This is a genomic window from Streptomyces sp. NPDC023527, assembly GCF_055560115.1.
Map to the genome: position 1 here is coordinate 131,044 of NZ_JBVHJJ010000014.1, position 21,528 is coordinate 152,571.

Below are 21,528 nucleotides of genomic sequence, written 5' to 3' on the forward strand. Positions count from 1 at the left end.
TATTCCTGCACTTTCTAGCCTCGAACCATGCGGCCGATGCGGCGCATGGGGACGAACCGGTGCGTGAAAAAAGGAGGGTGAGGGCCGGGCCGGGTCGGGAGCTGACCGGCCCGGCCGGACGACGACCGAACGGTTCAGCCGAGCGACGGCTGGAGGGCCGCGACCCCGGCGAGCGCGTCGCCGGCGATGGCGTCGGCGTCCCGGACGAAGTCGGTCCAGAAACCGGGCCTGCTGCTGCCGCCCTGCATGAACCAGCGGGTGTGCTCGGTGGGGATGCCGAGGACGTACAGCCCGGTCTCGGGCTCACCGTCCCGGCCGACCGGGTGGTACGGGGAGTCGGTGACCGCGACGCCGCCGGTGCGGAAGGCGTCGGGGCCCTCGCCGTTGACGTAGTCGGTCCACAGGCCCCGGTCGATGAGCCGGCGGGTCAGCGGCGCGGGGTCGCGGTGCAGGTCGGGGGAGGGGATGCGGGCGTCGATCACCGTGGTCACCGGCACCGCGGAGCCGGTCACGTGGGGGGAGGAGACCTGGAAGGTGTCGCCTTCCGGATCGGTGGTGAACCGGGTGTGCGGCCCGGCGATCCGCAGCAGCCCGCACTCGATCAGCGCCGCGACCTGGCGGAGCCTGACCCGCGGCGGTCCGGCCGCGAGGAAGGAGCTGCGTGCCGCGTACCAGCCGATGAAGTCGTCCCGGTGCGAGGCCGGGTGGAGGCCCGCGAAGTCCACGAAGGACCGGATGAGCGCGCGGGTGTCGCGCAGCACGTCCAGGGCCGCCTTCAACGGGGAGTCGAAGTTGCCCTGTTCGGCGTGGGCCAGATCCTCGTCGATCGCCCCGAGGAGCGCCTTCTCGAACTCCTCGGGGCCGGTGTAGGACCGGCCCTCGAAGGGCCTGGCCAGCGCCTCGAGGTCGAGGGGCGGCAGCCCGCCGGCCCCGTGCCGGGCCGCGATCCCGGCGACGTCCGGCAGTCCGTCACCGGCGGCCCGCGCGACCTCGGAGCGGAACACCTCGGCCGCTTCGACGCCGTCGCGCCGCCGCAGGGCGGTCGCGTAGTAGACGAGGTGGGACTCGGCGAGCAGCCAGGGAAGAATGTCGGCCCTGAAGTCGACGTCGCGCCCGGGGCGTTCGCGCCGGATGCGTTCGGCGGTGAAGAGCACGGTCTTGTAGGTGAAGTTGGCGTGCTTCTGATTGCGTCCACGAGCGGGCAGCGGCATGCCACTGCGCGAACCGGCGACCAGGAGCGGCTCCTGACCGCTGGGCGAATAGACCAGTCCTCCGGCGCCGTCGTCGGAGAACGTGCCCCCGCGCCCGAGGGTCAGCGCGGACATCACGTCGTAGAAGGACAGCCCGAGGCCGAGCACCCCGACGGCGGACCCGGCCGGGATCGTCTCCAGGGACATGTCCGCGGCGGAATCCCCGCGGATGTAGCGGAGGTGCGGCCGGGTGGCCGCGAAGTCCGCGAGGTCCTTCTGCGGGCCGGCCGGCTCCGGGCGGGCGTGTCCGGTGACGAGGACCACGCGGTCGGCGGCGAGGGACGGGCCGTCCGACATCGCCAGCCGGTATCCGCCGTCGACGCGCTCGACGTCCAGCACCGAGGCCCGTACCTCGCGCAGCCGGACGTTCGCGGGCAGGGCGGCCTTCACCGTGTCCAGGACGAACAGCATGTAACGCCCGTGCAGCGCTCGTGGCGCGTAGCCGTTGTCGCCGGGGCAGTCGGCGTCGACCGTGCTCCACCACTGGGCGAGCGAGGGGCCCGCGCCGGGCCGGGCCGGGCCGCCGTCGGGCGGTCCGGAGAAGGACGAGACCTCGCCCGCCACCGTGTTCATCAGGAAGTACTCGGGCTGGTCCGAACGCCACACCCGGCCGCAGCCGACCTGCACCTCGTCGATGAGGTGGATGTCCACGGGCCGCTCGGGCGGGTTCTCGGCCAGCCGGGCGGCGAGCCGTTCGAGTACGGACAGGCCACGCGGTCCGCTGCCGACGACGGCGATCCGGTACGGGGAACAGCGGTCATCGGCGGGGTGCGTCAAAGCCATATCTCTCTCGGAATTCCCACCGCGGCACACGGGGCCCGTGGCGCGTGGTGAAGGTCGTCTGGACGGACCGGCTCAGATGGTGGTGACGTACCGGTCGGAGTGCTCGCGGCGTACCGCTCAAGTGCCTTCGGCGTACCGGCTCGATTGATTGCGCTCCGAGCGTAGGTCGCCCCGAATCCCCGTTCAATACGCGCTTGTTCATGCTTGGCATGAATTCCGCTCATGCAAAAGTCGGCCAGGTATTGCCCGGGAATCCCGGTGATACTGTGTGCCCCGCCACGAGTTCCCCTACTCGCAATTGGAGAAAAGAGTGGAAAGGCGCCCGGCGCTTCTGGTAATGGATCTCATCAACGAGATCGTGCACCCCGACGGCAAGTACGCGCAGGAGGGTTATCTGGAGCAGGTGACGCGGCGCGGAGTTCTGGAGCGGGCGGCGGAGGCCATCGGTCTGGCCCGTTCGGGCGGTGTCCCCGTGGTCTACGTCGTGGTCGGGTTCTCCCCGGACTACGCGGAGTGGCCGGCGGAGTCGCCCGTCTTCCGTGAGGCGCGGGAGGACAACCGGATCGTCCTGGGGACCTGGGCCACCGAGGTGCACGACGCCCTGAAGCCGGCCGACGGCGAGCCCGTGGTCGCCAAGCACCGGCTCAGCCCCTTCCACGGGACGGACCTGGACCAGCTGCTGCGCGAGCGGAACGTCAACACCCTGCTGCTCACGGGCGTGACGACCGATCTGGTCGTGCTCTCCACCGCCCGCGAGGGCCACGACCGCGACTACCTCGTCGAGGTCCTGGAGGACGCCACCGCCACCTCGGACGACGAGCTGCACGCGGCCGCCCTGAAGGTCCTCGCCCGCACCGCGACGATCACCACCGTCCGGCAGGCGCTGGCCGGCTGACGCCGGGCTCCCTGCGACGCCCCCCCCGCAGTTCGTCCTGTGGACCCCGCAGTTCGCCCTGTGGACCCGCAGTTTCCCCTTGGACCGAGGAAGGCAGCACCGTGCGGAACCGCCGCGTAGCGACCCGGGTATCCGGAATCGAGAATTCAGCAACATTCGCCGTCTTCGACATGGTGCGGAGCCTGCGCGCCCGCGGTGTGGAGGTCCTCGACCTCGGAGGTGGCGAGCCCGACTTCGCGACCGCGCCGCACATCACCGATACGGCCGCTGCCGCCCTGGCCGACGGCGACACGCATTACACGCCGAGCCGCGGAATACCGGACCTTCTCGACGCCATCGGGGAAAAGCTCGGCAAAGACAATGGAATAACCGTCGACCCGGCCCGCGACATCATTGTCACCCCCTCGGCGAAACACGCGCTGTACATTTCCCTGCTGTCGCTCCTCGACCCGGGCGACGAAATCCTCGTTCCCACGCCCAGCTGGGTCAGCTACGCCTCGATGGCCCGCCTCGCGGGCGCCGTACCGGTACTGGCCGAGCTGAGCGCCGCGGACGGCTTCCGCATCACCCGGGACGTTCTGGAAGCGCATGTGACGGACCGCACCAGGGTCCTTCTGGTCAACACGCCGAACAACCCGACGGGACGGTCCCTGACCGACCGGGAGGCCGCGGACATCGCGGCGTTCGCGGCCGAGCACGACCTGTTCGTCGTCGCCGACGAGATCTACGAGCGGATCCGCTACGACGGCACCCCGCACATCAGCCTGGCGAGCCTGCCCGGCTGTGCCGGACGCACCCTCACGGTGAACGGTTTCTCCAAGGGCTACGCGATGACCGGCTGGCGGCTCGGCTACGTCGCGGGCCCCTCCGACGTCATCGCCGAGGTGCTCAAGGTCCAGCAGCACACGGTGGGTTGCGCCGGGTCGTTCGTCCAGCGCGGAGGCGTGGCCGCGCTCACCGGCCCGCAGACCGCCGTGGCGGAGATGGCGGCCGAGTACGCGGCCCGCAGGAGGATCGTCGTCGACGGTCTGAACGCCCTGCCGGGAATCGTGTGCGCCCCGCCGGACGGCGCGTTCTACGCGTTCGCCGATATCCGCGGAACGGGTTTCGGGGGTTCCGCGGAGTTCACCGAATGGCTGCTGCGGGAAGCCGGTGTCGCGGTGACGCCGGGCACCGCCTTCGGCCCCGGCGGCGAGGGGCACGTCCGGCTCTCCTTCGCGACGTCCCGAGCGGTCATCGAACAGGCGCTGGACCGTATGGGCGCCGCTCTGGCGGAGCGCGGCTGACCCTTCGGGGGCCGGCCTCGCGGCGCGTATCACGACCGACAACACCGATATCAGGAGCGGGAATTCACATGGGTTCGACACTGGCGCAGAAGGTGTGGGACGCGCACGTCGTACGGCACGGCGGGGCCGGGGAAGACCTGCTCTACGTCGACCTCCAACTGCTGCACGAGGTGAACACCCCGCAGGCGTTCGACGCCCTGCGCGCGGCGGGGCGCACCGTGCGCAGGCCCGACCTCACCATGGGCACCGAGGACCACAACACCCCCACCCTCGCCCTCGACCGGATCATCGCCGATCCGTCCGGGCGGCGGCAGGCCCGGCTGATGCGGGAGAACTGCGCGGAGTTCGAGATTCCGCTGCACCGCCTGGGCGACCCCGGCCAGGGCATCGTGCACGTCATCGGCCCGGAGATGGGGCTCACCCGGCCGGGCATGACGATCGTGTGCTGCGACTCGCACACCACGACCCTCGGCGCGTTCGGCGCGCTCGCCTTCGGCATCGGCGCCAGCCAGGTGGAGCACGTGCTCGCCACCCAGACGCTGCGCATGCGGCGGATGAGGAGCATGCTCGTCGAGATCACCGGCCGGCTCCCGCTGGGCGTGACCGCCAAGGACCTCATCCTCGCCCTGATCGCCCGGATCGGCACCGCGGGCGGGCAGGGGCACATCATCGAATACCGGGGCGAGGCCATCGACGCGCTGTCGATGGAGGCCCGGATGACCCTGTGCAACATGTCGGTCGAGGCGGGCTCCCGCGCCGGGATGATCGCACCCGACGAGACCACCTTCGCGTATCTGGAGCAGCGCCCCGGCATGCCGCGGGGCGCGGCGTGGGACGCCGAGGTGGCGTACTGGAAGACGCTGCGCAGCGACGACGACGCGGTGTTCGACACCACGGTGACCCTGGACGCGAGCACGATCGGCCCGTACGTCTCGTGGGGCACCAACCCCGCCCAGGCCATCCCGCTGGACGGCCGCGTGCCGGCCCACACCGACTTCGCCGACGAGGCCGAGCGGACCGCCGCCGAGCGCGCCCTGGCCTATATGGACCTGCGGCCCGGCACCCCGATGAAGGACGTGGGAGTCGACGCCGTCTTCCTCGGCTCCTGCACCAACGGCCGGATCGAGGACCTGCGCGCGGCCGCCGAGGTCCTGCGGGGCCGACGGGTCGCCGACGGCCTCCACATGATGATCGTCCCCGGCTCGGCGCGGGTCCGGAAGCAGGCGGTCGACGAGGGCCTGGACCGTGTCTTCGCCGAGGCGGGCGCCGACTTCCGGGCGGGCGCGGGCTGCTCGATGTGCGCCGCGCTCAACGAGGACCGGCTGCTCCCCGGACAGCGCGCCGCCTCCACCAACAACCGCAACTTCGAAGGCCGGCAGGGCAAGGGGTCGCGCACCCACATCGTCTCGCCGCCCGTCGCCGCCGCCACGGCCGTGGCCGGCCGGCTCGCCGCCCCCGCCGATCTGTGAGGTCGTAGAAGTCATGGAGAAGTTCACCGTCCACACCGGCACGGCGGTCCCGTTGCGGCGCAGCGACGTCGACACCGACCAGATCATCCCGGCGCGTTTCTGCGTCAGTTCCAGCCGGACCGGGCACGCCGGTTCGTTGTTCGCCGACTGGCGCGACGACCCGTCGTTCGTCCTCAACCGGCCCGCGCACCAGGGCGCGACGGTGCTGGTCGCGGGCAACGACTTCGGCACCGGTTCGTCACGCGAGTACGCGGTCTGGGCGCTCCAGGACTACGGCTTCCGGGCCGTGATCGCGCCGCGCTACGGCGACATCTTCCGTGGCAACTCACTGCTGAACGGGCTGCTCACGGTCGTCGTCCCGGACGGCGTCGTCGAGCGGCTGTGGCGGGCGATCGAGGAGGATCCGGCCGTCGAGGTCACCGTCGACCTCGAACGGCTGGAAGTGCGCTGCGCCGACGTGGTCCAGCCGTTCGCCCTCGACGAGGACGTCCGCGCCCGGCTGCTGGCCGGGCATGATCTGATCGCCGCCACCTTGCAGTACGAGGACGAGATCGCGGCGTACGAGCGCGGCCGCCGCCCCGCCCTGCCCACCACCGGCTGAACCGGCGGCGCGTAGCCCAGGGCGCGTCACGCACGGCGCGGGGCCCGGACGAGGACGACGTCCGGGCCCCGCGCCGTCACGCGTCCACGGCCAGCCCGAAGGTCCGCCGCAATCCGTCCGCCCCCGCGTCCGTCAGGTGCACCACGCGGGGGCTCACGCCGTAGCGCAGCCAGCCCAGGTCGAAGAGGCGGGCGGTGATCGCCGCGCCCAGCGCGCCCGCGAGGTGGTGCTGGTGCTCGCTCCAGTCCACGCAGTAGCGGATGGCCGGCCGCCGTTTGGGCAGTCGCTCCGGATCGACGCCGAAGGCGACGAGCGCGCCGCGGCCGGAATCGGTCAGCCGGTAGTCGGTGTCGTGCCCGTAGGCCGACGGCCGGTCCCGTACGGCCTCCTCGGGGCGGTGGACGCCGTCGTGCCCGGTGAGGACGCGCCCGTCGAGCAGGGCCCGCATCAGGGCGACCCCGAGCTGTCCGGCGAGATGGTCGTAGCAGGTCCGGGAGCGGTACAGCGCGTTGGTGACACCGCTCTCGCGCAGCGAAGTGACCGGCAGCGGCGGCGCGATGAGGGCGAGCGCCTCCAGCGCGGTGCTGATCTCCGGGCCCGCGAGCCGGTAGTAGCGGTGCCGGCCGTCGCGTACGGCGGTGATCAGGCCGCCCTCCACGAGCTTGGCCAGATGGGCGCTGACCGTCGGGGCACTGACCCCGGCCTCGGTGGCGAGGGCACTGGCGGGCAGGGCCCGCCCGTCGCAGAGGGCCTTGAGGATCCGCGCCCGGGAGGGGTCCGCGATGAGGGCGGCGGTACGGGCGATGTCGGTCTGACGGTTCAGGCGGTCGGCCGTCCGGTCGGGGAGCCGGCCGTCGTCCCGGGGGCCCGGCCGGCCGCCGGTCCCGCTGTCCCGCGCCCCGCTCGTCCCCACGTTCCTGTCGCTCATGCCACCACCGTACGCCGACAACACTTCGCCACCGGACGAAGTGTCCGGACCTGAGACTGCTGGTATGACCGTCACCGATTCCACGGCATCCGCCGCCGATCGCCGGCAAGACGCCGCACCCGACGCGGCGCCCCCGCGCCCGCCCCTCGCCCTCACCCCCCTGATCGCGCTGAGCCTCGGCTACTTCCTCGTGATGCTGGACGTCACGGTCGTGACCGTGGCGGTGCCGGACATCCGCACGTCACTGCACGCCGGCCCGTCGGCCCTGCAGTGGATCGTCGACGGTTACAGCACGCTCTTCGCCGGACTGCTGCTCCTCGGCGGCGGCCTGGGAGACCGGCTCGGACACCGCCGGATGTTCCTCACCGGGCTCGCCGTCTTCACCGTCGCCTCGATCGCCTGCGGTCTGGCCGGTACGACGGCCGTCCTGGTGGTGGGCCGCCTGGCGCAGGGCGCGGGAGCCGCGTTCCTCGTCCCGGCCTCACTCGCGCTGCTCCAGGCCACCTATCCCGACAAGGCCGTCCGGGCGCGGGCGATCGGCATCTGGGGGGCGGTCGCCGCGATCGCGTTCGGCGCCGGTCCTGTGGTCGGCGGTCTGCTGATCTCCGGCCTGGACTGGCGGGCCGTGTTCTGGCTGAACCTGCCGGTGGGCGCGCTCGCCGTCCTGCTGACGATGCGCCACCTCCCGGCGGCCACCCGGAAGCCCGCCACCCACCGGATGGACCCCGCGGGTCAGATCCTCGGCGTCGTGGGCCTGATCGCCCTGGCCGGCGGCATCAACGAGGCCGGTTCGAAGGGCTGGACCGCTCCGCTCGTCCTCGGCTGCTTCGCCGTGGGCGTGGTGACCCTGGCCCTGTTCATCGCGGTCGAGCGCCGTCTGGAGACCACGGTGAGGACCCGGCCGAACGGCCGGGCCCCGCTGCTGCGCCTGTCGCTCTTCCGCACCGGCGCCTTCTCCGCCACCGCCGTGATCGGCCTGCTGATCAGCCTGGGCTACTACGGCATGCTCTTCCTCTCCACCCTCTACTTCCAGCAGGAGCGCGGCTACGACGCGCTGACCACCGGCCTGGCCCTGCTGCCGTCGGTCTGCATGGGGCTGATCGCCGCCCCCGTCTTCAGCCGCGTCGCCGCCCGCACCGGCCCGTACGTCCCCATGACCCTCGGTCTCTTCCTGGGCGCCGTCGGATTCCTCGGCTGGCTGCTCGCCGGCTCCGACACCGCCTACCCGGTGCTGCTCTTCGCCCTGATCGCCACCGGCCTCGGCCAGACCATGACGGCACTGGCCTCCATGGCGGCCATCATCGAGTCGGCCCCGGCGGACGGGGCGGGCGTCGCCTCGGCGGTCTTCAACGTGTCCCGCCAGGTGGGCAGCGCCGTCGGCGTCGCCCTCTTCGGCACCCTCGTCGCCACCTCCGACCGGCTCACCGACGGTCTCCACCTCTCCGCGGCCCTCGCCGCCGCCGCCTTCCTGATCGGCGGCCTGCTCGCCATCGGCGCCCGGCGCAAGACCGCCGCCGCGGCGAAGACCGCGTAACTCTCGTACTCCGCTCCGGCTCCGCCCTTCCCACCCCACCACCGCACCCGGGAGAAGAACGCCATGACCGCCGCACCCGCGCAGACCGACGACACCCCCCAGACCCCCCGGACGCACGAGGCGACCGTGCTGCGCGGCCTCCTGACCCCCGGCGGCCTCGACGCGCTCGAGTGGACGAGCTGGGTCGAGCCCGGCCGCGCCGGCGTCGAGGTCGTACGGCTCTACACCACCGAAGGCCCCCGGCCCGCCTCCGGCCTCATCACGCGCATGAGCCCCGGTGCACACGGCGACCTGCACGAACACCTCGGCTACGAGGCGATGTTCGTGCTTCAGGGCGAGCTGCGCGACGACAGCGGCGCCCGGTACACCACCGGCGACCTGGTCGTCGTGGAGCCGGGCAGCGTCCACCAGGTGAGCACGGAATCCGGGTGCGTCGTCCTCGGCTTCCGCGACGCGCCGACCGCGCCGCTGCGCTGACCCACCGCCGCGCCGACCTGTTGCCGCGCCGACAGACCGGGCGGAGCACGTGCGCGTACCCCCGACCCGCGTGCTCCGCCCTTTCCTTTCCCACCCTCACCCTCTTCTCTCGCCTTTCCTCCATCGGACGATGCCAAGACCCCCCGGACCGGCCGAAACTGAGCAGGACCACAAGTCGGCTGTCCCGGGGAAAGCGAAAATGGAACCCTTTTACGTCCTGACCCACGCCGAGCGCGACGATCTGCACGCGGTCCTCGAAGCCGTGGGCAAGAGCCCGTACGAGGACTACGCGGCCTTCTCCCGCGCCGTGGCGGACGTGGTGGACCGGGGCGAGGTCCCGGCCTTCTTCCGCGAGGTGTGCGCGCGGATCCGCGCCGAGCGGGAATCCGGCGTCTCCGACGCCCACGTCCTGCGCAACTGCCCTCTGGACAACGAGATTCCGGTCCTCGACCTGGACGACCCGGTCGCCGACAAGCACGCGAAGAAGAAGACCTTCATCGGCGAGAGCTTCCTGGAGCTGTTCGGTCAGCTCGTCGGTACGCCGCTCCTGTCGTACGCGACGCGCTTCAACGGCGACTTCTTCACGGACGTCATCGCGATCAACCGGTACAGCGGAATGCAGACGGGATTCAGCGACAGCGAACTCGTCTACCACAACGACCGTACGGCCCACCCGGTCCGCGCCGACTTCATCTCGCTGCTCGGCATGCGCAGCCCGGAAGGCGACTACATCTACACGGGATTCGTCGACGGCCGCAGCCTGCTGGCCCACCTCACCGAGGAGGAGCAGGCCACCCTGCGGCAGCCGTTCTTCATCACCCCCTTCGACGTCCTGTCCCGGGACAACAACGGGGATCTGACGGACTCCGGCGAGCACCCGATCCTGGAGAACCACCACAGCTTCCGCTATCTCGACACCAGCACCACGGTGGTGCCCGGTGGCCCGGAGAAGGCGAAGGACGCGCTCCTCGCGCTGAAGAACGCGCTGGTCAAGGCAGAGAAGAAGCGGCACCGGGTGCTGACCGGCGATCTGTTCACCTTCGCCAACCAGGACGGTCTGCACAGCCGGGACAAGATGGAGATCAACGACCCCGAGCGAGCCCGTCAGCGCTGGCTGCTCAAGACCTACGCCTTCCGCGACCAGGCGGCGGCCGACCGGCACGGCCACCGTTGGATCGACGGCGTCCAGGGCCGGGTCGGCGACTGATCGTCCCCGCACACCGCCGTACCGTCACGGCGGCCGCATGCCCGCACCGGCGTACGGGCATGCGGCCGCCTCCCCTCAGCCGCCGGCGGCGCCGCAGCCCTCCAGGGCCAGGCTCCGCCGCACGGGTCGTGCGCGCCAGTCGCTGCCGCGAGCGAGCGCCTGCGCGGTCGTGATGAACGCCATGACCGCCGAGGACTCCTCGGGAGTTCCCCGGACCGCGATCGCGAGCTGACGCTCGACGCGGGGCTCGAACGGCACGGCACGCAGGTGCGGCAGGACGGGCGGCAGGGCCAGCGACGGCAGCACCGTCACGCCGATCCCCGCGGCGACCATGCCGAGCAGCACCTGGAGGTCCTGGATGCGGTGGGCGACCTTGAGCGTGCTGCCGGCCGCCCGGAACAGGGTTCGGAGGATGGGTTCCACGCCGTCCGCGGGGACGAGGATCTCTTCCTCCGCGAGTCTTCGGACGGACAGACTCGGCGCGGCGGCCCACGGATGCCGGTCGGGCAGGACCACGCACATCTCGTCCCGCAACAGCGGGAAGGTCCGGAGGCCGGCTTTCGGGAGCGTCACGATGCCGACATCGACCGTCCGCTCCCGGACCATCTCCGCGATGGTGCTGTCGTTCCCCTCACGCAGCACGATCTCCAGGTCGTGGAAACGCGACCGGAATTCCGCGATCAGCCGTGGCAGCAGATGGAGCGAGAAACTCTGGCTCGTTCCGATGACAATCTTCCGGTCGAGCGCGGTGGGGGCGGAATGCGCCTCCGTGCGTATGTTCTCGACATTGCGCAGCACGGCGCGGGCATGCTCGATGATGCGCTGTCCGGCCCGGGTGAGATCCACCCCGCCGCGATCGCGCACCATGATTCCCACCCCCAGTTCGGATTCGAGTCCGGCCATGGCATGGCTGATCGCCGATTGGGTCACGCCCAGCATGTCGGCCGCCTTCGTAAAACTTCCGGTGTCAGCGATCGCCACGAATGCGGCCAACTGTGAAAGCTTCATTAATTTTTCCCGTTCCATCGGCCGGATCAGCCGCTCAGCGATGGTTGCCCGATCGGGCAGCCGGCACCTGCTGCATCAACAACACGGCTTCCAGTCGGCTGCGCGCGCCGAGTTTGGTGAGCACATGCGAGATATGACTTTTGACCGTGCTGGGGGACACGCTGAGCGAGGACGCGGCCTCGGCGGTGGAGAGCCCCGCCGCCAGCAGGGCGAAGACTTCGCGTTCCCGGCGGGTGAGGGCGGGCCGGAGGTCCCCCGGGGCGTGCCTGCCGCCCGGCGGCCCGGGGCCGGGGCCCGGGTCGGGGGCGGGACGGGGCGCGGAAGTCGCGGCCGGCGTGGTCGCGGTGAGTTCGAGCAGCTCCGGAGAGAGCAGCCGGTGCCCGGCGGCCACGGCCAGGACCGCCGCGACCAGGCCCCCGGGCACCCCTTCCGCGGCCATGCACCCCGCCGCGCCCGCGGCGAAGGCGGCGTCGAGAGCGCCCCGGGTCCAGCCCGCGCCCAGCACCAGCACCCGGACGCCCCGGGCCGTCAGGGCCTGTACGGCAGCGCCGGGGAATTTTTCCGGAGAGTCGGCGAATGTCCCTGGATCGACCACCAGAATGGCCGCTTCCACTTCTTCCAGCGGCCATCGGGAAAGCGGCCACCGGCTGTCGACGGCACGCACGGTGCGCAACCGCACGCCCTTGCGCAGAACGTCGGAGAGTAATTGCCGGGAGTCCTGATCCTGATCGGCCAGCAATACGGTGAGGCCGGCGGGAGGGGCCGCTTCGGCGGCAGGCTGCCTATCGCGCGGCGGGAACATGGCCATCGACCACTTCGCACAAGGAGCGCATGACGCCTTTCTGCCCCTCTCTCAGGTCATGGAGGAGGTAAGAAAGGAAAAGGACAGCGCGTAACCGCAGTCGAACATCCCCCGTGTCGACTCGGCGCAGACCTTATCCGTAACGTACATTCAGCCACCACAGACAGCAAGGTCCTTCCGACCCCGGTTCCTCAAGAGCTTCCCGGGGGTCGGCTCCTACCACCTGACGACGGTGCCACGTCGGCGGCCCGTCCGCTCTCGGTGCTGCCCGGGTGCGGGGCCTGTGCCGGCCTGCACCCGGGCGGCGGTGTCCATGTCGTTGAGCGCGGCGGTTCCCGGGACGACGGCAGCGGTGCGACGCATGGCGAAGTGCCGTTCGGAGAAGGGGGGTTGCGGCGGTCGACTCGGCAATCGGAGCGAGTCGTTCCTCCAACTGCCCAAGGCGATGGCCGAAAACGCGCCCTCACTCATACGAGCGGACGAACGCGAGCCACCCAGGCCGTCATCATCATCCTCGGTGGTCCCCAGCGGTCCCCGCGTCTGTCCCGTCACCGACGGCACCGGTCATCGTGAGCGGCTTCACTCCGAGTGGCTCCTGCTCGCGCTCTGTCACCCGGAGAAGAAGGCGGTGCAGCTGGAAGACCTCGTGCTGTCGAGCGCGGCGGGGGACAGCGTGCCGATCCAGAACCGGGGCGGCGGCCGGGGCCGCCGGCCACCGCCCTGACGGGCGTGCCGGTCGGGGCGGCGAAGTCCTCGCCGGTGTGGTTCGCGAATGCAGAAGACCCCGACCGGTTTCCCGGTCGGGGTCTTCTTAGTGCCCGGTGAGGCACTGTGCGGAGGATACGAGATTCGAACTCGTGAGGGGTTGCCCCCAACACGCTTTCCAAGCGTGCGCCCTAGGCCACTAGGCGAATCCTCCGCCGCAAACAATACAAGACGTTGGGGGGTGCTCGCGAACGTCTTCGTCCGAGGTGGGGTCGGGATGGGGTCGGGGCGGGGGAGGGGGCACGAGCACCGCCCGGGATCGGCTAGGCTGAGGGCAAGCCCCTCACGTGGCGCTATCTCACCGAACTCCCCCAGGGCCGGAAGGCAGCAAGGGTAAGTGGGCTCTGGCGGGTGCGTGGGGGGCCCTTGTGTTTCCCGGGGAGCCCGTGGAAGGCCCGCCGCCGGGGCCGGTCGCCCCGTCGATGTGATCGAGACCACTTATCGCGAGACCGCTTGTCGGTGGGGCCCGATAACCTCGTAGATGTGTCGTCCCTCGCGCTCTACCGCCGCTACCGTCCCGAGTCCTTCGCCGAGGTCATCGGTCAGGAGCATGTCACCACCCCGTTGCAGCAGGCGCTGCGCAACAACCGGGTCAACCACGCGTATCTGTTCAGCGGGCCGCGCGGCTGTGGAAAGACGACCAGCGCGCGCATCCTCGCGCGCTGTCTGAACTGCGAGGAGGGCCCCACGCCCACCCCCTGCGGCCAGTGCCAGTCCTGCCAGGACCTCGCGCGCAACGGCCGCGGTTCGATCGATGTGATCGAGATCGACGCCGCGTCGCACGGCGGCGTGGACGACGCCCGTGACCTGCGCGAGAAGGCGTTCTTCGGCCCCGCCTCCAGCCGCTACAAGATCTACATCATCGACGAGGCCCACATGGTCACCTCGGCGGGCTTCAACGCCCTCCTGAAGGTGGTCGAGGAGCCCCCGGAGCACCTCAAGTTCATCTTCGCGACCACCGAGCCCGAGAAGGTCATCGGCACGATCCGGTCGCGTACGCACCACTACCCCTTCCGCCTCGTCCCGCCCGGCACCCTGCGTGACTATCTCGGCGAGGTCTGCGGCCAGGAGAAGATCCCCGTCGAGGACGGCGTCCTGCCGCTCGTCGTGCGGGCCGGTGCCGGTTCCGTGCGTGACTCCATGTCCGTGATGGACCAGCTCCTCGCCGGCGCCGCCGAGGACGGTGTGACATACGCCATGGCGACGTCCCTCCTCGGCTATACGGACAGCTCTCTCCTCGACTCCGTCGTCGACGCCTTCGCCGCGAGCGACGGTGCCGCCGCCTTCGAGATCGTCGACCGCGTCATCGAGGGCGGCAACGACCCCCGCCGCTTCGTCGCGGACCTCCTGGAGCGGCTGCGCGACCTCGTCATCCTCGCCGCCGTCCCGGACGCCGTGGACAAGGGCCTCATCGACGCCCCCGCCGACCTCATCGAGCGCATGCAGGCCCAGGCGTCCGTCTTCGGCGCCGCCGAGCTCAGCCGCGCCGCCGACCTCGTCAACGAGGGCCTCACCGAGATGCGCGGCGCCACCTCCCCGCGCCTCCAGCTGGAGCTGATCTGCGCGCGCGTCCTGCTGCCTGCGGCCTTCGACGACGAGCGTTCCGTACGGGCCCGGCTCGACAAGCTGGAGCGCGGCGCCCTCGCCGGTGGCGGCGGCCTCGTCACGGCGCCCATGGCTCCGGCCGCCGGTTACGCCGGTCCGCCTGCTCACGGCCAGGCCGCCGGCGGGTACGTCCCCGGCCCGGACGCCCACGCCGCGCCCCAGGTCGCGCCCCCCGCCGGTCCCGCCGCCGCCCGCGCGGCCGTCTCCGGCCCGCCCGCCGCCGCCCCGGCACAGGCCGCCCCGGAGCCCCAGGCGCCCCAGGCCGAGGCTCCCGCCCCGGCCGCCGGCTCCTGGCCCACCACGAGCGCCTCTGCCGCCCCCGCAGCCCCCACGAGCCCGGCACCCGCCGCCGCCCGCCCCGCCGGCGCCTGGCCCACGGCCGCCGCCCCGGGCTCGGGCCAGGCAGCCGCCAAGCCCGCCGGAGCCTGGCCCTCCGCCGCGACCCCCGGCCAGGGCCCGGCCCCCGCCCCGGCGCAGCCGCAGCCCACCCCCGCCGCAGGAGCCGCCGCCCCCCTCGGCGATGCCTCCCAGGTGCGCCAGATGTGGCCCAACATCCTGGAAGCGGTCAAGAACCGCCGCCGCTTCACCTGGATCGTCCTCAGCCAGAACGCCGACATCGTCGGCTTCGACGGCACCACCCTCCAGATCGGCTTCGCCAACGCCGGCGCCCGCGACAGCTTCGCCAACAGCGGCAGCGAGGACGTCCTCCGCCAGGCGATCACCGACGCCCTGAACGTCCAGTGGAAGGTCGACCTGGTCGTCAGCCCCGGCGGAGGCGGCGCCGCCACAGGCGGCTTCGGCGGTACGAGCGGTACGGGCGCCCCGGGCGGCACGTACAGCCCCGGCGGCTACGGCGGGACCTCCGGCGCCCCCGGTGGCTACGGCAGCGCCCCAGCCGCCCCCAGCGCCCCGCAGGCGCCCCGCCCGCCCCAGGCGTCCGCGCCGTCGTCGCAGCCCCGGCAGGCCCCGCCCGCGCCCCCGCAGCAGGGGTCCCAGGGGTATCGCGAGCCCGAGCCGCCGCCGGTCGCGCCCGAGGACGACATGCCCGCCGAGGACGACCCCGATCTCGTCGATTCCGCCCTCACGGGCCACGACCTGATCGTCCGCGAGCTCGGCGCCACGGTCATCGAAGAGATCGCCAACGAGTAGACCGGGCAAGCGCTCGCCGACCGGCGGGACGTAGTCGTACGGCTACGTCCCGGATGCGCCGCGTACGCCCCCAGGCGCCTCCCGTACTTCTTGCTACGGCATAGGGCGCGCCGCCCTGCGAACACGTAGGCTCGGGCTACCGAGATTTAGCAGTCGACAGCAGGAGCGAAACCGTGATTCCCGGTGGTGGCCAGCCCAACATGCAGCAGCTGCTCCAGCAGGCCCAGAAGATGCAGCAGGATCTCGCCGCGGCCCAGGAAGAGCTCGCGCGCACGCCGGTCGACGGCACATCCGGCGGCGGTCTGGTGAAGGCCACGGTGACCGGCGCCGGCGAGCTCCAGAACCTCGTGATCGACCCCAAGGCCGTGGACCCCGAGGACACCGAGACCCTCGCCGACCTCATCGTCGCCGCCGTCCGCGACGCCAACGCCGCCGCGCAGCAGCTCCAGGAGCAGAAGCTCGGCCCGCTCGCCCAGGGCCTGGGCGGCGGAGGCATCCCGGGCCTCCCGTTCTAGCCGACGCGACGCGAGCCCCGAGGCGAAGCAAGTCCCGGCACAAATCAACAAGCACGACGCAGAAGGAGCATTCGATCCGTGTATGAAGGCGTGATCCAGGACCTCATCGACGAACTGGGCAGGCTGCCCGGCGTCGGTCCCAAGAGCGCGCAGCGGATCGCTTTCCACATCCTCCAGGCCGAGCCGACCGACGTCCGTCGGCTCGCCCACGCCCTGACCGAGGTCAAGGCGAAGGTCCGGTTCTGCGCGGTCTGCGGCAACGTCGCCCAGGAGGAGCGCTGCCGGGTCTGCCTGGACCCGCGCCGCGACCCCGCGGTGATCTGCGTCGTGGAGGAATCCAAGGACGTCGTCGCGATCGAGCGGACCCGCGAGTTCCGCGGTCGCTATCACGTGCTCGGCGGGGCCATCAGCCCCATCGAAGGCGTCGGTCCGGATGATCTGCGCATCCGCGAGCTGCTCGCGCGGCTCGCGGACGGCACCGTCACCGAGCTGATCCTCGCCACAGACCCCAACCTGGAGGGAGAGGCCACCGCCACGTACCTCGCACGCATGGTGAAGCCCATGGGTTTGAAGGTCACGAGGCTGGCCAGTGGTCTGCCTGTAGGTGGAGATCTTGAATACGCCGACGAGGTCACGCTCGGGCGTGCCTTCGAAGGGAGACGACTTCTCGATGTCTGACGCAACGCTTCACGACGCCAAACGCGATCCTGATGACTTCGCGGTACAGATGGCGGACTCGATCGAGAGCTTCATCGTTGCCGTCGCCGAGGTGTCCCGCGGTGACGAGCCCGACAGCGCCGTGCCCTTCCTGCTGCTGGAGCTCTCCCAGCTCCTGCTGACCGGCGGCCGGCTCGGCGCCCACGAGGACTTCCTCCCCGACGAGCGCTACGAGCCCGACGTCGGCCCGGAACCGGACGTCGACGAGCTCCGCGAGCGGTTCGCCCGCCTCCTCGACCCGGTGGACGTCTATTCCGAGGTCTTCGACCCGTACGCCCGCAGCGCCCCCGTCGCCTGCCGCATCTCCGACGACCTCGCCGACATCATCACCGACCTCCGCCACGGCATGGCCCACTACCGCGACGGCCGCGTCAGCGAGGCCCTGTGGTGGTGGCAGTTCTCCTACCTCTCCAACTGGGGCCCCACCGCCTCGGCCGCCATGCGCGCCCTCCAGTCCCTCGTCGCCCACGTACGCCTCGACCAGCCGCTCGACGAACTCGACGGCCTCGACACGGACGCCGACGCCACGGACGAGCAGCTCGCGGAGGAGGCCGGGAAGGTCATGGCAGCGGAGATCGCCGGCCCGCTCGGTCTGCGCAGCGTGTGACACCGGGCGGCGGGCGCCGGGCGGGTACGGGCGTGATCCATCCCTAGCCCTCTTCGCAGCCGATGCCGTCGTTGTCACGGTCCAGACGGTGCGGGTCGGAGGGTCCCACCTGGACGGGACCGGGAAGTTCCGAGCAGTCGACGTCGGGAACGCCTGGGGGAGGGCCAGGGGGGTACGGGCTTGTCGATCCACCGCCGCCTGTCGGTCGAATGTCGGCACCGACTATGAGCCCGTCCCTGACGGTGTACGTGCCCGCGAACGACTGAAGGGCTCCGTCCGCCTGCATGGCGTCGAGCGTGACCGTCACGGTCTCACCGTCGACAGCGACGATGCGCACGGTGTCCTGGACGGTGTTCGCGAACCCTGCCTGGAAGGCGGAGTAGGACCCGCCGAGATTCTTTCCTCCCAGATCCCACGCCTGCCGGTAGTCGCGCGCGTTGATGGCGGCGTAGTAGGCCAGGACGGTGGAGGCGGCGTCATGAGCGGGAGTGACGGCCGGCGCCGGTGAGGTGGGCGAGAGCGACGGCTCCGCCGTGACCGTCTGGGTGCTCGTGACCGTCGGAACCGTTCCTTTCGGCTTCCCCTCCCCGGCAGGCCCGCAGCCACTGACCCCAGTCACAGTCAATGTCCCCACCAGGACGAGGGCGGAGCCGGCGGAAAGGACGCGGCTCATTCGGCATCACCCATCACTTCGCGAAGCGGATTGCTCACTCAGCCCCAGTGTGCGCCGCGCGGCAGGGCCGCGTGCCGTCTCGGCCGATGAAGGCCCCTAGCACTCCCGTGCGCGGGAAGTTCGCCCCTCTTCGACTCATAAGCGGCTGGCCGTGATCAGCCTCTGCCGTGACCATGCGGGTACGGACCGTGAGGTGGGTACGGTGATGGGCGGACTGCTTTCCAATCCCCCGACGGCGTGGCGGTACTGCGGGGATCAGGTCAAGTTGTGGCGGAACCGGGCGGGCGTCAGCCGCGAGGAATTGGCCAAAGAGGCCAACTACGGTGCCGAGACGGTCAAGTCGATGGAGCAGGGTCGGCGGCGGCCGACGCGGCGGTTGCTCGAGGTCGCGGATCAGATGTGTCGGGCGGGTGGGTTGTTGCTCGCGGCGGAGGAGTATTTGCTCCCGGAGCGGTTCGCTCCGCGTGTACACGAATTCCTTGCGGCCGAGGCCGAGGCGATCGTGCTGCACTCGTATCAGCCATTGCTCGTTCCGGGCCTCCTCCAGACCGAGGCGTACGCGCGAGCGTTGATGCGCAGTTGCTGTCCACCGTTGGACGACGAAACGATCGAGCAGCGAGTGGCCGCCCGTGTGTGCTGCACGCGGACCCGGAGAAAGTCAGTGTTCTCGGGAAGCGCCATGCCATGATCCGCATGCACGCCCTTGATGCCGAGGAGTCGGCGCAGTTCATCGAGAAGGTGGTGGCAGAGCTATGAGCGATGAGCTGGCATGGTTCAAGTCCAGCTACAGCGGCCCTGATGGCAGCGAGTGTGCTGAAGTCGCAGTATCTGTCCCCACCATCCACGTCCGAGACTCGAAGCTCGGGCAGAGCCCCCAACTCACCATCCCCGCCCACGCCTGGGCCGAGTTCATAACCTACGCGTCCGCCGCGCGCTGAGCGCCACGCGTCGAGCTTCGGACGTCGGGATTCGAGCTTCCTTTTCAAGGAATGGGTGGTTCGGTAGAACCCACCCACCCTCCCAACCCCCGCGTAGCACAACCGACATGACTTTTGGTAGTCGGGTCGCGACCGTATGCGGTTGCCGTGTAGCGTGCGCAGCAATAGAACGGCCCCCGCCGGTGTTGGAGCACCGAACGAGGGCCTGACCACCGAGATCGACAAGGCCCGATCCCCATGGCTGTTGCCAACCCTAGCGCCGACGCGCGCCCGTACGCTCCCCCCATGGCCGCCCCCGGTTACGGAAAACGCTCCGCACCCGGCCAAGCGCCCCGCCGCAAGGACGACTTCGCACACCTGCCCGCCCGTGAGGCGTCCATCGCGGCGTACATCGACCGGCTGCCGGAGGGCGCGGCGATGGACATCAAGACCCTGGCGAAGGAGATCGCCGCGTACGGGCAGCAGGCCGTACGGGCCGCGCTCGACGCGCTGACCAGGGCCGGTTACCTGTGGCGGGGACGCCAACCCGTGGGGGAGGGGCGTACGCAGTGGGTGTTCCGGACGTACTTCTCGCGCACCGCACGTGATGACGCCTGGTGGAAGACGTTTTTGAAGGGTGACGTACCGCCGGAGGAGGAGCCGGGCGAGCCGGAGCGGACGGCTCCGCGACCCGAGCCCGTACGGGCCGCCCGGCCGCCCCGCTCCCGCGCGTACAACGTCCTGGCCGCGCTCGGCCGGATCGCGGACCCGCGCATGACGCTGTCGGCGGCGGAGTGCGGGCAGTTGGAGGGGCTGGTGGAGGAGTGGTTCGCGCGGGGGGCGGGCGAGTCCGACGTCGTACGGGCGCTCGCGGCCGGCCTGCCGCCGGAGGTGCACTGCGCGGGCGCGCTGGCCCGTAAGCGACTCACGGACAAGCTGCCGCCGACCCAGGAGTACGAGCCGGACCGTACGCCCGTGCCCCGACGCCTCCGGGAATGCAGGTCCTGCCGCGCCCCCGGCCGCCCGGAAGCGCTGCCGGACGGCCTGTGCCGGGCCTGCCGGGGCGAGCGCTCGTACGACGAGGAGGCGGGCGCCGCCCACGCGGAGGAGATCCGCCGCCGGGCGGCCACGATCAGGGCGGCGATGCGGTCGGACACGGCGCGGCAGGTCTGCCGCGCATGAACCCACGGAGACTGGAGACCGAGATGCCCCCTGAGCCCGTCGCATTCCGGGTGATCACCCGCCGGATGCTCGTATGCACGTGCTGCGACGAACCCGGAAGCCTCACATACCTGCCCGGCGGGGTGTGCCTCGATTGCCGCCTGGACGAGATCCCGGCCACCTTCCGGCCAACCGTGCGGGAGGAGGACCGTAGCCGCTTCCTCGCCGGGATCGACGAGTTCGCCGACCACTGGGACTACTTCCAGGAGCGCTTCGGGAGGTAGGCGCGCGATATCCGAATGGCAAGGCAATCGATATCATGAGGAGGGATCTTTCTTGAGCTGTACAACCGAGGAGGCCACCGTGGCCCGCACTGTGATCGACCTCGACGACGAGCTTCTGGCCGAGGCCATGGAGGCGCTCGGCACCACGACGAAGGTGGCCACGGTCAACGCCGCTCTGCTGGAGGTCGTGAAGCGGCAGCGGCGGCAGGAGTTCATCGACGCCATCAAGTCCGGCGCCGTCGACCTCACCTACGACGTACGCGATGAGGGTCGGCAGGAGAATCAGGGGAAGCCGGCGGCGTGAGAGAGCGCTATCTCATCGACAAGTCGGCTCTCTCCAGGTGGCGTCAGCCATCCGTGGCCGAGATCCTCGACCCCCTCCACGATCGGGGACTCCTGTGCGTCACCGGAGCCGTGCGGATCGAGGTCCTCTACTCCGCCCGTAATGCGGACCAGGCTCATCAGATGCAGCGATGGCTGACCGGTTTCGACTATCTGCCCTGCCCTGATGAGGTCTGGGACGCGGCACTGGCCATCCAGCGGCAGGCCACCCTCAAGGGCAACCACCGAGCGCTCTCCACGGCCGATCTCATCATCGCGGCCACCGCGCACCGCCACGGCGCCACCGTTCTCCACTACGACGGTGACTACGACCAAATCGCCGACATCACCGGCCATCCGTCCCGCTGGGTCGTCGAGCCCGGCACTGCCGACCGAGGTGAACCGGCGAGCAGGGGCGCCGCCCCCCTGTGACCTGCCCCACCTTCGCGCGTGCCCGCCCCGGAACAGGGCAGGGGTCGTCGCGGTGCGGCGCGAGGACGCGTCGTGGACAGCCGTAGACGATCGACGATCATGAGGCGGGCGGCCGGATGTCTCACCATGCGATATCGGCATG

General features: G+C 70.9%; 22 protein-coding genes, 1 tRNA gene, 1 other RNA gene and 1 pseudogene. 19 read left to right on the top strand and 6 right to left on the bottom strand.

Annotated features, from left to right (window positions below):
- Window positions 1-134: 134 nt before the first annotated feature.
- Window positions 135-2,033, bottom strand: a complete 1,899-nt coding sequence (locus ACZ303_RS26095; protein ID WP_467342867.1) for an FAD/NAD(P)-binding protein — start codon at window positions 2,031-2,033, stop codon at window positions 135-137.
- Between the two features lie 337 nt (window positions 2,034-2,370).
- Between ACZ303_RS26095 and ACZ303_RS26100 the strand changes: the two genes are divergently transcribed.
- The 4 genes from ACZ303_RS26100 (at window position 2,371) to leuD (ending at window position 6,284) form a co-directional block, all read left to right on the top strand.
- Complete coding sequence (locus ACZ303_RS26100; protein WP_467342869.1) at window positions 2,371-2,928, top strand: cysteine hydrolase family protein; 558 nt, start codon at window positions 2,371-2,373, stop codon at window positions 2,926-2,928.
- A gap of 101 nt (window positions 2,929-3,029) precedes the next feature.
- Window positions 3,030-4,214, top strand: coding sequence for a pyridoxal phosphate-dependent aminotransferase (locus ACZ303_RS26105; RefSeq protein WP_467342870.1), 1,185 nt, complete (start codon window positions 3,030-3,032; stop codon window positions 4,212-4,214).
- A 68-nt stretch (window positions 4,215-4,282) separates the two neighbouring features.
- A complete protein-coding gene (leuC, locus tag ACZ303_RS26110) occupies window positions 4,283-5,683 on the top strand; it encodes a 3-isopropylmalate dehydratase large subunit (RefSeq protein WP_467342872.1) in 1,401 nt (466 codons plus the stop codon).
- Between the two features lie 13 nt (window positions 5,684-5,696).
- Window positions 5,697-6,284 carry a 3-isopropylmalate dehydratase small subunit gene (gene leuD, locus ACZ303_RS26115; protein WP_467342874.1) on the top strand — a complete coding sequence of 196 codons (588 nt, stop codon included), beginning with the start codon at window positions 5,697-5,699 and terminating at the stop codon, window positions 6,282-6,284.
- A 76-nt stretch (window positions 6,285-6,360) separates the two neighbouring features.
- Here the strand turns inward: leuD and ACZ303_RS26120 are convergent, their stop codons facing one another.
- The gene (locus ACZ303_RS26120; protein ID WP_467342875.1) at window positions 6,361-7,212 is read right to left on the bottom strand and encodes an ArsR/SmtB family transcription factor; all 852 of its coding nucleotides are present in this window, start codon (window positions 7,210-7,212) and stop codon (window positions 6,361-6,363) included.
- Window positions 7,213-7,276: 64 nt separating this feature from the next.
- On the opposite strand from ACZ303_RS26120, the gene ACZ303_RS26125 reads away from it, so the two are divergent.
- The 3 genes from ACZ303_RS26125 to ACZ303_RS26135 all read left to right on the top strand — a co-directional run bounded on the left by ACZ303_RS26125 (window position 7,277) and on the right by ACZ303_RS26135 (window position 10,430).
- On the top strand, window positions 7,277-8,746 hold the full coding sequence (locus ACZ303_RS26125; RefSeq protein ID WP_467342876.1) for an MFS transporter: 1,470 nt from the start codon (window positions 7,277-7,279) through the stop codon (window positions 8,744-8,746).
- A gap of 63 nt (window positions 8,747-8,809) precedes the next feature.
- A complete protein-coding gene (locus ACZ303_RS26130; RefSeq protein ID WP_467342877.1) occupies window positions 8,810-9,223 on the top strand; it encodes a cupin domain-containing protein in 414 nt (137 codons plus the stop codon).
- A 199-nt stretch (window positions 9,224-9,422) separates the two neighbouring features.
- Window positions 9,423-10,430, top strand: a complete 1,008-nt coding sequence (locus ACZ303_RS26135) for a TauD/TfdA family dioxygenase (protein WP_467342878.1) — start codon at window positions 9,423-9,425, stop codon at window positions 10,428-10,430.
- A 75-nt stretch (window positions 10,431-10,505) separates the two neighbouring features.
- Here the strand turns inward: ACZ303_RS26135 and ACZ303_RS26140 are convergent, their stop codons facing one another.
- Both ACZ303_RS26140 and ACZ303_RS26145 read right to left on the bottom strand, forming a co-directional pair.
- Window positions 10,506-11,456, bottom strand: coding sequence for a LysR family transcriptional regulator (locus ACZ303_RS26140; protein ID WP_467342880.1), 951 nt, complete (start codon window positions 11,454-11,456; stop codon window positions 10,506-10,508).
- A 16-nt stretch (window positions 11,457-11,472) separates the two neighbouring features.
- On the bottom strand, window positions 11,473-12,246 hold the full coding sequence (locus ACZ303_RS26145; protein WP_467342881.1) for a helix-turn-helix transcriptional regulator: 774 nt from the start codon (window positions 12,244-12,246) through the stop codon (window positions 11,473-11,475).
- Window positions 12,247-12,757: 511 nt separating this feature from the next.
- On the opposite strand from ACZ303_RS26145, the gene ACZ303_RS26150 reads away from it, so the two are divergent.
- Window positions 12,758-12,964 carry a hypothetical protein gene (locus ACZ303_RS26150; protein WP_467342883.1) on the top strand — a complete coding sequence of 69 codons (207 nt, stop codon included), beginning with the start codon at window positions 12,758-12,760 and terminating at the stop codon, window positions 12,962-12,964.
- Window positions 12,965-13,074: 110 nt separating this feature from the next.
- Here ACZ303_RS26150 and ACZ303_RS26155 read toward each other — a convergent pair.
- Window positions 13,075-13,159: transfer RNA gene (locus tag ACZ303_RS26155), tRNA-Ser, on the bottom strand.
- A 121-nt stretch (window positions 13,160-13,280) separates the two neighbouring features.
- Between ACZ303_RS26155 and ffs the strand changes: the two genes are divergently transcribed.
- From ffs to ACZ303_RS26180, 5 genes are all read left to right on the top strand, one after another.
- Window positions 13,281-13,375, top strand: an RNA gene (gene ffs / locus ACZ303_RS26160) — signal recognition particle sRNA small type.
- 113 nt (window positions 13,376-13,488) lie between these two features.
- Window positions 13,489-15,759, top strand: a complete 2,271-nt coding sequence (locus ACZ303_RS26165; protein WP_467342885.1) for a DNA polymerase III subunit gamma and tau — start codon at window positions 13,489-13,491, stop codon at window positions 15,757-15,759.
- A gap of 173 nt (window positions 15,760-15,932) precedes the next feature.
- Window positions 15,933-16,274: a YbaB/EbfC family nucleoid-associated protein gene (locus ACZ303_RS26170; RefSeq protein WP_467342887.1), complete on the top strand. Its 342-nt coding sequence runs from the start codon at window positions 15,933-15,935 to the stop codon at window positions 16,272-16,274.
- Window positions 16,275-16,352: 78 nt separating this feature from the next.
- On the top strand, window positions 16,353-16,952 hold the full coding sequence (gene recR / locus ACZ303_RS26175; RefSeq protein WP_467342888.1) for a recombination mediator RecR: 600 nt from the start codon (window positions 16,353-16,355) through the stop codon (window positions 16,950-16,952).
- Window positions 16,945-17,598, top strand: a complete 654-nt coding sequence (locus ACZ303_RS26180) for a DUF5063 domain-containing protein (RefSeq protein ID WP_467342890.1) — start codon at window positions 16,945-16,947, stop codon at window positions 17,596-17,598. The genes recR and ACZ303_RS26180 overlap by 8 nt, the downstream gene beginning before the upstream one ends.
- Window positions 17,599-17,641: 43 nt before the next feature.
- Here ACZ303_RS26180 and ACZ303_RS26185 read toward each other — a convergent pair whose 3' ends face one another.
- Window positions 17,642-18,271, bottom strand: coding sequence for an excalibur calcium-binding domain-containing protein (locus ACZ303_RS26185; protein ID WP_467342892.1), 630 nt, complete (start codon window positions 18,269-18,271; stop codon window positions 17,642-17,644).
- A 205-nt stretch (window positions 18,272-18,476) separates the two neighbouring features.
- Here ACZ303_RS26185 and ACZ303_RS26190 point away from each other — a divergent pair.
- The 6 genes and pseudogenes from ACZ303_RS26190 to ACZ303_RS26215 all read left to right on the top strand — a co-directional run.
- A pseudogene (locus ACZ303_RS26190) lies at window positions 18,477-18,905 on the top strand (helix-turn-helix domain-containing protein); the annotation flags it as partial.
- 118 nt (window positions 18,906-19,023) lie between these two features.
- On the top strand, window positions 19,024-19,209 hold the full coding sequence (locus tag ACZ303_RS26195) for a DUF397 domain-containing protein (protein ID WP_467342893.1): 186 nt from the start codon (window positions 19,024-19,026) through the stop codon (window positions 19,207-19,209).
- Window positions 19,210-19,494: 285 nt separating this feature from the next.
- Entirely contained in the window at window positions 19,495-20,370 is an 876-nt protein-coding gene (locus ACZ303_RS26200; RefSeq protein ID WP_467342894.1) for a hypothetical protein, read from the top strand.
- The gene (locus tag ACZ303_RS26205) at window positions 20,367-20,633 is read left to right on the top strand and encodes a hypothetical protein (protein ID WP_467342896.1); all 267 of its coding nucleotides are present in this window, start codon (window positions 20,367-20,369) and stop codon (window positions 20,631-20,633) included. The genes ACZ303_RS26200 and ACZ303_RS26205 overlap by 4 nt, the downstream gene beginning before the upstream one ends.
- A gap of 79 nt (window positions 20,634-20,712) precedes the next feature.
- A complete protein-coding gene (locus ACZ303_RS26210; RefSeq protein ID WP_467343003.1) occupies window positions 20,713-20,937 on the top strand; it encodes a type II toxin-antitoxin system VapB family antitoxin in 225 nt (74 codons plus the stop codon).
- Window positions 20,934-21,386 carry a PIN domain-containing protein gene (locus ACZ303_RS26215; protein WP_467342897.1) on the top strand — a complete coding sequence of 151 codons (453 nt, stop codon included), beginning with the start codon at window positions 20,934-20,936 and terminating at the stop codon, window positions 21,384-21,386. The genes ACZ303_RS26210 and ACZ303_RS26215 overlap by 4 nt, the downstream gene beginning before the upstream one ends.
- The last annotated feature ends 142 nt before the right edge of the window (window positions 21,387-21,528 follow it).

Bases quoted from the DNA above. Each gene is read 5' to 3' on its own strand.
- ACZ303_RS26095 (WP_467342867.1), bottom strand. From the start codon at position 2,033: ATGGCTTTGACGCACCCCGCCGATGACCGCTGTTCCCCGTACCGGATC.
- ACZ303_RS26100 (WP_467342869.1), top strand. From the start codon at position 2,371: ATGGATCTCATCAACGAGATCGTGCACCCCGACGGCAAGTACGCGCAG.
- leuC (WP_467342872.1), top strand. From the start codon at position 4,283: ATGGGTTCGACACTGGCGCAGAAGGTGTGGGACGCGCACGTCGTACGG.
- leuD (WP_467342874.1), top strand. From the start codon at position 5,697: ATGGAGAAGTTCACCGTCCACACCGGCACGGCGGTCCCGTTGCGGCGC.
- ACZ303_RS26120 (WP_467342875.1), bottom strand. From the start codon at position 7,212: ATGAGCGACAGGAACGTGGGGACGAGCGGGGCGCGGGACAGCGGGACC.
- ACZ303_RS26125 (WP_467342876.1), top strand. From the start codon at position 7,277: ATGACCGTCACCGATTCCACGGCATCCGCCGCCGATCGCCGGCAAGAC.
- ACZ303_RS26130 (WP_467342877.1), top strand. From the start codon at position 8,810: ATGACCGCCGCACCCGCGCAGACCGACGACACCCCCCAGACCCCCCGG.
- ACZ303_RS26135 (WP_467342878.1), top strand. From the start codon at position 9,423: ATGGAACCCTTTTACGTCCTGACCCACGCCGAGCGCGACGATCTGCAC.
- ACZ303_RS26140 (WP_467342880.1), bottom strand. From the start codon at position 11,456: ATGGAACGGGAAAAATTAATGAAGCTTTCACAGTTGGCCGCATTCGTG.
- ACZ303_RS26145 (WP_467342881.1), bottom strand. From the start codon at position 12,246: ATGGCCATGTTCCCGCCGCGCGATAGGCAGCCTGCCGCCGAAGCGGCC.
- ACZ303_RS26180 (WP_467342890.1), top strand. From the start codon at position 16,945: ATGTCTGACGCAACGCTTCACGACGCCAAACGCGATCCTGATGACTTC.
- ACZ303_RS26185 (WP_467342892.1), bottom strand. From the start codon at position 18,271: ATGAGCCGCGTCCTTTCCGCCGGCTCCGCCCTCGTCCTGGTGGGGACA.
- ACZ303_RS26195 (WP_467342893.1), top strand. From the start codon at position 19,024: ATGAGCGATGAGCTGGCATGGTTCAAGTCCAGCTACAGCGGCCCTGAT.
- ACZ303_RS26200 (WP_467342894.1), top strand. From the start codon at position 19,495: ATGGCCGCCCCCGGTTACGGAAAACGCTCCGCACCCGGCCAAGCGCCC.
- ACZ303_RS26205 (WP_467342896.1), top strand. From the start codon at position 20,367: ATGAACCCACGGAGACTGGAGACCGAGATGCCCCCTGAGCCCGTCGCA.